The sequence below is a fragment of the Bradyrhizobium prioriisuperbiae genome (assembly GCF_032397745.1).
In the GTDB taxonomy this organism is placed as follows: domain Bacteria; phylum Pseudomonadota; class Alphaproteobacteria; order Rhizobiales; family Xanthobacteraceae; genus Bradyrhizobium_A; species Bradyrhizobium_A prioriisuperbiae.
In genome coordinates this window covers 2,982,574-2,993,007 of record NZ_CP135921.1, presented here as the reverse complement: position 1 = coordinate 2,993,007, position 10,434 = coordinate 2,982,574, and the positions used below count along the sequence as shown (strand labels likewise).

Below are 10,434 nucleotides of genomic sequence, written 5' to 3'. Positions count from 1 at the left end.
ACCTATTTCACGTTCTGCCGACGACACCGTCGTTCGGGCTTCAGCAAGGCGATTGCCATGGACTGGTCCACCCTCAATGGAATGCAGCAGAAGCTTTTGCGCGAAACCATATTGTCCGCGTACACCGATCCGCTTGAATTCAACATGTTCCTGGCGGCCGAGCTCAACAAGCCGGCACTGGCCACGATCGCTGCGGGCGCGACGTTCGAGCAGCAGATTTTCTCCCTGATCGTCAAGGCGAAGGCGCAGGGATGGACGCAATCCCTGGTCGAGGCTCTGCAAAGGGATCGACCTGATAATCCGCTGGTGAAAAACCTCCCTGACGCGGTTCGCATGACGGGAACCGAGCAGCCGCGAACGGCCGGTCATGCGCAGCTGTCGCTTGAGAAGATCGTCCGGGGCGGTGGCTTTGCGCAGCTGAGGGAGTTCTCGCAGAAGCTTGCAATGATCGGAGAGGCGGTTTGCAGGATCGAGGCGCCGGCCGGCACCCCGATGGGCACCGGGATCCTGGTGGCGCCGGACCTTGTCGTCACCAATTACCACGTGGTGCAGCAGCACATCGAAAGCCGGGCCAATCTTCCCGAGATCGCCTGCCGGTTTGATTACGCAAGCGATGCCTCCGGTGTTGCCGATGGAGTTGCGATCGGCCTGACGACAGCTGGCGACTGGACGATCGGGAGCAGCCCTTATGATCCGGCGGCCGACACCCGCGGCACCGGGCTTCCCAAGGACGACTGCCTCGACTTCGCGATCCTGAAGCTCTCCACGCCGTTCGGCGGCGAGCGCAAGCCGCTGTCGTTGTCGCCCACCGCGGCCGGGATCGACCAGAATCTGCCCGTCCTCATCGTTCAGCATCCCAAGGGCGCTCCAATGTCGCTCGCGATCGGCGCCTCGCTTGGCTTGAACGAGAACGGTTCGCGATTGCGTTATGATACCGATACGTTACCTGGGTCGTCGGGCTCCGCGGTTTTCAATCAGCAACTCGAGCTCATGGCGCTACACCACGCTGGAGATCCCTCCGCCGTGACGCGCGCCGCGTACAATCAAGGCATTCCGATTGCGAAAATCGTTGCCGCGCTCCGCCAGCGCGAGCAGGACTTCCAGTCAAAAGGAATTCCAAAATTCTGGATCAGTTGAAAATCGGTCACGCGATCAGCCGTCGCGACGACGTCATTCCAAGTCATATGTCATGGGTGAAGCGGAAGATTATTTGGCCCGACCACTCATCCACGGCCAGACAAACCGTATCGCAGCTCCGAAAAGAAAAGTGTGACCTCGGTCACACGTCGGCTCCTGCTTCGCTGAAGCCTCGGAGAGCATGCTGCTTCGCGTCAGGGAATCTGCCAATCCTGCGAAGCGCGTCAGCGCGAACCAGGATGGCCTGCCACCCGAAGCCCGTCAGGGCGAAGGGTGGCGGAGAGAGCGGGATTCGAACCCGCGATACGGTTTCCCGTATACACACTTTCCAGGCGTGCGCCTTCAACCACTCGGCCACCTCTCCACGGGCCTCTCATGACGGGGCCGGGCGGGTTTTGCAAGAGAGTGCGGACAAGCGCCGGAACATTTCCACAACACATTGATAAAAAAGAGATATTTATCCCTGTAAAGGCCCCCCGAGCGAGCCTTCGGCGCCTGCCGGCTTGATTTTTAGCGCTGCTGCGGCGAGACCGGGACTCCGAACCATGGAGCCAGCCTGGATGACCGAGACAATTCTCCGCCTTCAGGGGCTGAAATGCCCCCTGCCTGCGCTGCGCACGCGCAAGGCGCTGCGCAAACTGAGGAGCGGAGAGATCGTGGTGGTGGAATGCACCGATCCGCTGGCAGCGATCGATATTCCCCATCTGGTGCAGCAGACCGGCGATATCCTCGAACTGTCCGAGCAAACCGAGGCGGTCCTGACATTCCGGATTCGCAAGCAATAGGGCCCGCAGATGACCAATCGTCTTTTCGTCCTGTCCGCGGCGATGATCGCACTGCTGCAGACCAATATCGCCTTTGCCGCCGGACCCTCCTGCCGGCGTGATGGCACCGCGGTGTTTTGCGAAGACGGACGTCGCGGCATCCTGTCGGGAGAGTCCATCATCTGGAGCGACGGCACGCGCTCAAGCGCGGCCACCCAGCATCCCAGCGTGATCATCGGCCACAAGCCTTCGGTCCATATCGGCCCGGGCGTCTTTGTCGGCAAAGGCAGCGGCGTCGTGCCGCTGGACGATCCGAACGCGCCGAACAAGACCCGCTGCGCCATCATCGAGGGCGTGTCGTACTGTGACTGACGATAAGGATTGATCGCCGACAGAACTGATGGTTGGCAAGACTCCGCGCCGCGGAGCCTGCATCAATAAAGTGCTCCAGCCGTTACCGGCCGGCACCTACCGAATAAAGCGGTCGCACCGTCGGACCGTAGACCGGCTTGACCGCAGCAACGAGCTTCTTGTCACCCAGCGTATGTGCCTCTTCAAGCGCGTCGACAAAGTCCGCGAACCATTGCTGGATGGTGCCCGCGCGCAGTTTCACCATCATCGCCTCCCAGCGCATGCGGCGCTCGGACGCCGGCATGGTCAGGGCCGTCGAGATCGCCCGCGCCAGCGAATCGACGTCATGGGGATTCACCAGCAGCGCGGTGTCGAGTTCGTTCGCGGCGCCCGCGAATTTCGACAGCACCAGCACACCGGGATCGGCAGGATTTTGCGCGGCGACATATTCCTTGGCGACCAGATTCATGCCGTCATAAAACGGCGTCACCACACCGACCTGGGCGGTGCGGTAGAATCCGGCCAGAACCGTCTGGCTGAACCCCTTGCTCAGGTAGCGGATCGGGGCCCAGTCGACCTCGCCATGGCGACCGTTGACGTCGGTCACGAGTTTCGACAGTTCCGCCTGCAAGTTTCCGTAAGCCTCGATCGCGCCGCGCGACGGCGTGGCGATCTGCAACAGTGACACCGCGCGTTTAAGCTGCGGTTGCATGGTGAACAGCCGATCGAATGCGCTGATCCGATTGACCAGTCCCTTGGAGTAATCCACTCGGTCGACGCCGATCGCGAGCTTTTCGCCATGCAGGCTCATGCGCAGCCGCGACACGTCGGGATGAGATGCCGCGCGCGCCGCATACTGCGCAAAGGCGTCGACGTCGATACCGATGGGAAACGCCGCGAGGCGCGACGTGCCATAGGATGACGTCACCACGCCATCATCCACGTCAAGACCAAGTTCGCTGCGAAGATACTCCGCGAAGTTCTCGCAATCGTCTTCGGTCTGGAATCCGATCAGATCGTAGGCAAGCATCGCGCCGATCAGTTCGCGATGGTTCGGCACACCGTTGATCACCGATGCCGCCGGCCAGGGCGTGTGCAGAAAGAAGCCGATCGGCTGGCGCACATCGAGCTCACGCAGCTCGGCGCCGAGCGCGAGGAAATGATAGTCCTGAATCCAGAAAGCGGTATCCGGCTTGCGAAAACGCAGCAGCGCCCGCGCCATGAAGGCGTTTACCTCGCGATAGGATTTGTAATCCTCGTTCGACACCCGGATCAAATCCGGGCGCGAATGCAGCGCTGGCCACAACGCCGAGTTGGCGAAACCTTCGTAATAACCGCCATAGTGGGCAGCCGGAAGATCGAGCAAGGCAATTGCGCCCGCGCCAAGCGATTCGATTTGTGGGAACAAATCCTTGTGCGCGCCATCGCGCACACGACCGCTGGAACCCACCCAAATCGCACCGGATTTTTCCACCACCGGCAATAGTGCCGCCGCCAAGCCCCCAGTCATGGGCTCGTTTGCCTTCGCGCGCGCCACGCGATTTGAGACAACAACGAGGTTCACAGGCTGTTCTCCGAATTTCAGTCGAGAGATAAACGGCCATTCATCAATATGGTTCCTAAGTGATCCGATCGAAGTTTTGAATGGAACTCAGAAGCCTATGATTCTCGTGCAGTTTCGCGCCAATGGTTGCTAAGGGGCTCGCAAGCCACAACAAAGATTCAATTGGAATCACCGCGCAGCCAACATTCGTCCCAATTGAAGTCAAATTCAGGCGCCGCCAAGAATGGAACCGGGTTCCATCGGCAATGCCCGATCTATGTGCAGTCTTTGGTTGAGTTGAACCGCGATTACAGCGCAATGATTTCTTCGCGGCCGAGCAACTGCGTCAACCAGGCCCGGACATGCGACGGATCTTTGAAGTGGCCGGTCACGCCCTTGGCGAGGCGTCCGACGGAAAAGGCATGCCCCTGCAGATCCGGCATGATCGCGAACACCGTTTCATCGGTGACGTCATCGCCGAGAAAAACCGGAACACGCCCCTTGAAGGGCGAGAATTGCATCAACTCGCGCACACCGCTCGCCTTGTTGAAGCCAGACGGCTTGATCTCGCAGACCGATTTTCCCGGCAACACCTCGAGCGGCGCCTCGGACAATTCAGCGCGGATCGTCGACACCGCATCATAGATCGCCTGCTCCGCCTGCGGCGCCTGCCGAAAATGCAGCGCCAGCGAATAACCCTTGTCTTCGAGCAGAATGCCTGGATCCAGCTCGGCGATTTTGGCGAACCGTCGTTTCAAATCCGGATCGATCGGCTGGATTTTCGATGACGTCACCGAGCCGCCAGGCGTGAGACGCATTTCGGCGCCGTGGCCACCGACCGCAGGAAATTTCGCGGGCGCAAAAATCATGTCGAGATCGCGGATGGATCGTCCGCTGACCAGCGCCAGCGCGCCACCTGTCCGTTGCAGCAGGCTATCCATCGCGGTCCGCAGGTCGGGCGGCACCACGACTTCGCTTGGCGTCGGCGCGAGTTCGAGCAATGTGCCATCAACGTCCAGCAGCAGCGCGCAATCCTCCAGTGACGGAATGATGATCGGATCGGTCAGGAGGATCGGATCCTCAGGCGCTGTTTCCGGCGGGGCCGGTCGGGTTGCATCCATTCTCATTCAATCCTGCTCGATGGCCGCCAGCGGCCGTGCAATCGATTCCAGCGGACGGCGTTCAGCCGCAACGCAGAAACGCCAGGCGACCACAGCGGCTAGTATCATCAATGCTGCGCCCAAAAGATACCCGGCGAACACACTGCTGCGGGATCCGCTGTCGATCAGTGCGCCGAACAGCGCCGGCCCGGCGATGCCACCGATGCCGGTGCCGATCGCATAGAACAGAGCAATCGCCAGGGCCCGCACCTCGAGCGGAAAGGTTTCGCTCACGGTCAGGTAGGCCGCGCTCGCCGCCGGCGATGCAAAAAAGAAGATCACCATCCAGGCGATGGTCTGGGTTTGCGCGCTCAGCAGCCCGAGCGAAAACAGATACCCGGAGCCCGCGAGCAAGACACCTGACACGCCATACGTCAGCGTAATCATAACGCGACGTCCGAGCGTATCGAACAACCGGCCCAGCAGCAGAGGGCCGAGAAAATTACCGGCCGCGAATGGAAGGATGTACCAGCCGACATGGTCGGCGGCGATGCCGAAGAAATCGGTCAACACCAAGGCATAGGTGAAGAAGATCGCATTGTAGAAAAAGGCTTGCGCGATCATGAGGGCCAACCCGACCAGCGAACGTTGCCGATAAGTGTGGAGCAAGGTCTGCGCCACCTCGGACAGCGGGGTGTGGTGCCGCATGGTCAGTTTGATTGTCGGCAAAGGTTGATTGGCGTCCGTGTCGGAATGGACAGCGGGGACCGCCCCCTCGATCTCCCGCACGATCTCATGGGCCCGCTCCGGCTGGCCATGAATCATCAGCCAGCGCGGGCTTTCGGGAATCCAGAATCGCATCATGAACACGACCAGCCCCAGCGCCGCGCCGGTCAGGAACGACAACCGCCAGCCGAGCTCCGGATTGATCACCTGCGGATCGAGCAGCACAATGGCGCAGACCGCACCGATCGCTGCTCCAATCCAGAAACTGCCATTGATCACGAGATCGGTCCAGCCGCGGTAACGCGCCGGGATCAGCTCCTGGATGGTCGAATTGATCGCGGTATATTCACCGCCAATGCCGGCGCCGGTCACAAACCGGAACAGCGCGTAACTCCAGACATTCCATGAAAGCGCCGTCGCCGCGGTCGCCGTGAGATAAATCGAAAGCGTGATGAAGAACAGTTTCTTGCGGCCGATACGATCGGTCAGCCACCCGAACACGATGGCGCCGAGCACGGCACCGGCAAGATAAGCGCTGTTGGCGAAGCCGATATCGGTGTTGGTGAAGCGCAAAGTCGGACTTTGTTTCAGCGCGCCGGACAGCGCACCGGCCAGGGTCACTTCCAATCCGTCCAGAATCCAGGTGACGCCAAGGGCAGCAACCACAAGGGTATGAAACCTGCTCCAAGGGAGACGGTCGAGACGCGCCGAAAGATCGGTTTCAATCGTGCGCGCAACCGTCTGGCCGGGGGATGATTCGGAGGCGTTTATCTCCATCCCCGCCGATGCATGACTCGTTTCACTCATCATGCATCCTCAATGGCTCAGCACTGCCTTCTTCTCTTGTCGCGGCCGTATGTGTCGATCAGGAACCCAACGCCTCGGAGCTCAACCGTGCTCCGACAAGCGAATGGCTCGCCCCGCGTTGGGGAACTAACGTCCGCGCGACCGCAGGGTTCCCGCCGAAAGGAGCGGTTCCGCAGCCGCTCAAAAACAAAACGCCCCCGGGCTTTTGACCCGAGGGCGTGTTGCGAGAATTGTAGTTGGACGATCAGGCCGCCCGGATCGTGGACATGAAGCGATCGAGCTCCTGGCGAAGCCGCGCGCTCTCGACTGACAGTGTTTGTGCCGAGTTCAGGACTTCGCCCGACGCAGCACCGGTCTCGCTGGCACCGCGATTGACCTCGGTGATACTGCCTGCGACTTCCTGGGTGCCATGCGCAACGCTCTGCACGTTGCGGGCGATTTCCTGGGTGGCCGAGCTCTGCTGCTCCACCGCGGTCGCGATGGTCCCGGCGATCCGCGAAATCTGGCCAATGGTCTGGCCGATTTCCTTGATCGCGGCGACCGACTCCTGGGTCGCGACTTGCATGCCGGTGATGTGCGAAGAGATTTCGTCCGTCGCCTTCGCCGTCTGGCTCGCCAGCGACTTCACTTCCGACGCGACCACAGCAAAGCCGCGTCCGGCTTCGCCGGCTCGCGCAGCTTCGATGGTGGCGTTGAGCGCCAGCAGGTTGGTCTGTTCTGCGATCGCGGTGATCAGCTTCACGACATCGCCGATCTGCTGAGCCGCACGCGACAGCTTTGCGATCCGCGCGTCGGTCTGTTCGGCCTGGGTCACCGCCGCTGCAGCAATGCGGCTGGATTCCTGCACCTGCCGCCCGATCTCGTCCACCGACGCGGAGAGCTCTTCGGTCGCCGAGGCAACCGACTGGACATTGGAGGAGGCTTCCTCCGAAGCACCGGCCACGCGGCCGGACAGTTCCTTGGTGGTATCGACCGTCCGTGTCAGTGTCGCAGCCGCGCTTTCCAGCTGGCCAGCCGACGATGACACGTTCGAGACGATGCCACCGACCGCGGCCTCGAAGCTGTCGGCGAACCGATGCAGCTCGTTGCGGCGCGCATCGCCTGTCGCCTTGTTTTCGGCTTCACGCTCCGCTGCCTCACGCTCGGCTTTCGCCACCGCCTGCACCTTGAACTCTTCCACGGCGCTTGCCATTTCGCCGATCTCGTCCTTGCGGCCGAGGCCGGGCAGCACGACGTCGAAATTGCCGCTAGCGAGCTCGCGCATGGCCTTGCACATCCCGATCATCGGCCGGGAAATGCCCTGACCGAGCATCCAGGCCAGCAGCGTGCCGAGCACCAGGCCGCCGATGCCGAGCAGCGTCACGAAATTCCGGGTGTCGCGCGCGACCGCAGCCGACTCGTCGGAGATGCGCTGCTGTTGCACCAGCAGGCCGTCCTTGATCGCCTTGCCGTCCTTGGTGATCGCGGTGGCGGCATCGGTCATCTTGGCGGTCAGCTCATCGACCTTGGCGGCGTTCTGCACGAACTTCGTGAACGACTCCTGGTAGCCGCCGAGCTGATCGGAGATCTCCTTGATCTTGGCGGTCAGCTTGTCGTCGCTCGAGGTCAGCGAAGCGAAGCTGTTCTTCAAGAGATGAATGCGTGCGGTCGCGCTGTTGGCGACAGCCTGGTCCGGCTTGACGATGAAGTTGCCGACGTTGGCGGTGACGGCGGCGGACTGCATCGCCATCTCCTTGACGCTCGACTGGAACGAGGTCTGGCCGGCGAGCGCCGCGGTATCGGCGAGGTCTTCGAGGCGGTAACGGAAGAAGTTACCCAACCGCAGCAACTGGTTGGAGGCGATCCCGGCGTTCTCGGACTTGATCTCGACCACCTGGGCGAACAGCTTGGTGAAGTCGACGAATTTTCCGGACAGGGTGGCGATCTGCTGCCAGCGGTCCTGGGTCGCAACCGTCTCGGCGCGCCGGATCGCCTTGCGAAGATCGGCTTCGGCAGCGCGGGCGGCCGCCTCGTCGGCGGCATATCCGGTCAGCGCGTAATAACGTGCGAGCAGCTGATACTCGACCAGCGCGCGATCGATATCGCGGGCGGCGTCGGTTTCCCCGACAATGTCATGATAGGAGCTGACGCCCTGCGAGATCCGCTCGAACCCGAAATAGGCGACCCCCATGCTGAGGGCGGAGAGGCCGAGCACCGTGAGGAAGCCCAGCATGATCTTGGCGCGAAACCTGATGTTGGACAGAAAACCAGATTTCTTCTGCTTCTGCTGCTTTTGCCCTGCGGCTCTTCTGAACCAGCCCATTTGCGAACCACCCCAACCCGATTGCCACGCGAAAACGGCCGGGTGTGTCCCGGCCACTTCCTTCAAACTTAAGGCAAAATGGATAAGAGGGCGTAAACCGCTACCTTCCGTTGTAGCGATTCATCGGGAGGCGTGACCTTACGCCGCCTGTTCAGACGCCTTGGCCTTGGACGGCACACTGATGGCAGGCGCACGAATCTCCCGCCAGTCGGCCGCCAGCGTCAGTTTCGGCTCGGTCAGGGCCTGCAACCGCTCCAGATCCATCCCGGGCACCATCTCACGCACCACCAGGCCCTCGGGGGTGACATCGATGACAGCCAGATTGGTGTAGATGCGCTTGACCACGCCAGCCGCGGTCAGCGGCAGCGAGCACTGGTGCTTGATGCGCGGCTCACCCTTCTTGCTGGTGTGCTCCATCAGCACGCGGATTGCGCGCGCGCCGACCGCGAGGTCCATGGCGCCACCCACTCCGGGCGGAAAATCCGGGTCTTCCGTGGTCCAGTTGGCGAGGTCGCCCTTGCCCGACACTTCGAAGGCACCAAGCAGGCTGACATCGAGATGGCCGCCCCGGATCATCAGGAAGGCATCGGCGTGGTGGACATAACATCCGCCCGTAATCAGGGTCGTGAAGTTCTTGCCAGCGTCGATCAGCTCTTCATCTTCCTCGCCGGGTTTTGGCGAAGGCCCCAGACCGAGCACGCCGTTCTCGCTGTGGAAGATCACTTCACGGTCCGGCGGCACATAGCTCGCCGTCAGGGTCGGGATGCCGATACCGAGATTGGCATAGGCGCCTTCCGGCAAGTCCTGCGCGGCGCGCCAGGCCATCTGGTGGCGGGTCAACGGTGTCATGCGGCGGCTCCCAGCATCTTGGCATACAGCGGATGGTTCTTCGGCGGCAGGCGGCCGACCTCGACAATACGATTGACGAAAATGCCCGGCGTCACCACGGCCTCCGGATCGAGGCTGCCCAGCTCGACCATCGTTTCGGTCTCCACAATGGTGAGATCCGCCGCCATGGCGCAGATCGGGTTGAAATTCCGTGACGACTTCCGGTAGGTCAGATTGCCCCAGCGGTCGGCCCGCGCTGCCTTCACCAGTGCGACATCGCCGCGCAGCGGCTTCTCGAACACATGCAGGCGGCCGTCGATTTCGCGGGTCTCCTTGCCTTCGGCGAGCTTGGTGCCGGCGGATACCGGTGAAAAGAACCCGCCCAGCCCTGCTGCAGCGCAGCGCATCCGCTCGCTGATGGTGCCCTGGGGCACCAGTTCGAGCTCGAGGGTCTTGGCCCGATAGGCGTTGAGGAAGGCGCTGTAATCGCCCGAGCGCGGGTAGGAGCAGATCACCTTGCTGATCCGCCCCAGGTTGATCAGCCGCGCCAGGCCATGCTCGTCGTTGCCCGAATTGTTGGCCACGATGGTGAGATCGCGTGCGCCCTGGTCGCACAGCGCCTCGAGCAGGTGATCGGCGATGCCGACCGCCCCGAAACCGGGCACCAGCACCACCGCGCCGTCGCGGATGTCGGCCACTGCCTCCCTGATGTCGTCTAACTGCTTGTTGATCACGCCGGAACTGTCCTTCCCGTGGAATATTGTGTGTTGGGCTGCGACCATTTTGCATCGCCCCATGGCGGCAGCAAGCCCGGACGCCGCGTACCCGCACGCGTGTTTGTCATATCTCATGGCCGCGCCAGTCCAATCCGTGGAC

The 10,434-nt window shown here is 61.9% G+C and carries 9 protein-coding genes and 1 tRNA gene; 3 read left to right on the top strand and 7 right to left on the bottom strand.

Annotated features, from left to right (window positions below; translation table 11 throughout):
* The first annotated feature begins 57 nt into the window (after positions 1–57).
* Positions 58–1,137 carry a trypsin-like peptidase domain-containing protein gene (locus tag RS897_RS14085; protein ID WP_315837139.1) on the top strand — a complete coding sequence of 360 codons (1,080 nt, stop codon included), beginning with the start codon at positions 58–60 and terminating at the stop codon, positions 1,135–1,137.
* A gap of 274 nt (positions 1,138–1,411) precedes the next feature.
* On the opposite strand, the gene RS897_RS14080 is transcribed toward RS897_RS14085, so the two are convergent.
* Positions 1,412–1,501, bottom strand: a tRNA-Ser gene (locus tag RS897_RS14080).
* Between the two features lie 196 nt (positions 1,502–1,697).
* Here RS897_RS14080 and RS897_RS14075 point away from each other — a divergent pair.
* A complete protein-coding gene (locus RS897_RS14075; protein ID WP_315837138.1) occupies positions 1,698–1,922 on the top strand; it encodes a sulfurtransferase TusA family protein in 225 nt (74 codons plus the stop codon).
* A gap of 9 nt (positions 1,923–1,931) precedes the next feature.
* Positions 1,932–2,273 carry a hypothetical protein gene (locus RS897_RS14070; RefSeq protein WP_315837137.1) on the top strand — a complete coding sequence of 114 codons (342 nt, stop codon included), beginning with the start codon at positions 1,932–1,934 and terminating at the stop codon, positions 2,271–2,273.
* An 82-nt stretch (positions 2,274–2,355) separates the two neighbouring features.
* Here RS897_RS14070 and RS897_RS14065 read toward each other — a convergent pair whose 3' ends face one another.
* The 6 genes from RS897_RS14065 to RS897_RS14040 all read right to left on the bottom strand — a co-directional run bounded on the left by RS897_RS14065 (position 2,356) and on the right by RS897_RS14040 (position 10,289).
* Positions 2,356–3,762, bottom strand: a complete 1,407-nt coding sequence (locus tag RS897_RS14065; protein ID WP_315837136.1) for an alpha,alpha-trehalose-phosphate synthase (UDP-forming) — start codon at positions 3,760–3,762, stop codon at positions 2,356–2,358.
* Between the two features lie 341 nt (positions 3,763–4,103).
* Positions 4,104–4,922: a trehalose-phosphatase gene (gene otsB, locus RS897_RS14060; protein ID WP_407654489.1), complete on the bottom strand. Its 819-nt coding sequence runs from the start codon at positions 4,920–4,922 to the stop codon at positions 4,104–4,106.
* On the bottom strand, positions 4,923–6,398 hold the full coding sequence (locus RS897_RS14055; RefSeq protein WP_315838638.1) for an MFS transporter: 1,476 nt from the start codon (positions 6,396–6,398) through the stop codon (positions 4,923–4,925).
* 274 nt (positions 6,399–6,672) lie between these two features.
* The gene (locus RS897_RS14050) at positions 6,673–8,730 is read right to left on the bottom strand and encodes a methyl-accepting chemotaxis protein (protein ID WP_407654488.1); all 2,058 of its coding nucleotides are present in this window, start codon (positions 8,728–8,730) and stop codon (positions 6,673–6,675) included.
* 138 nt (positions 8,731–8,868) lie between these two features.
* A complete protein-coding gene (locus RS897_RS14045; protein WP_315837134.1) occupies positions 8,869–9,579 on the bottom strand; it encodes a 3-oxoacid CoA-transferase subunit B in 711 nt (236 codons plus the stop codon).
* Entirely contained in the window at positions 9,576–10,289 is a 714-nt protein-coding gene (locus RS897_RS14040; RefSeq protein WP_407654548.1) for a 3-oxoacid CoA-transferase subunit A, read from the bottom strand. Before RS897_RS14040 ends, RS897_RS14045 begins: the two co-directional genes overlap by 4 nt.
* Positions 10,290–10,434: the final 145 nt, after the last annotated feature.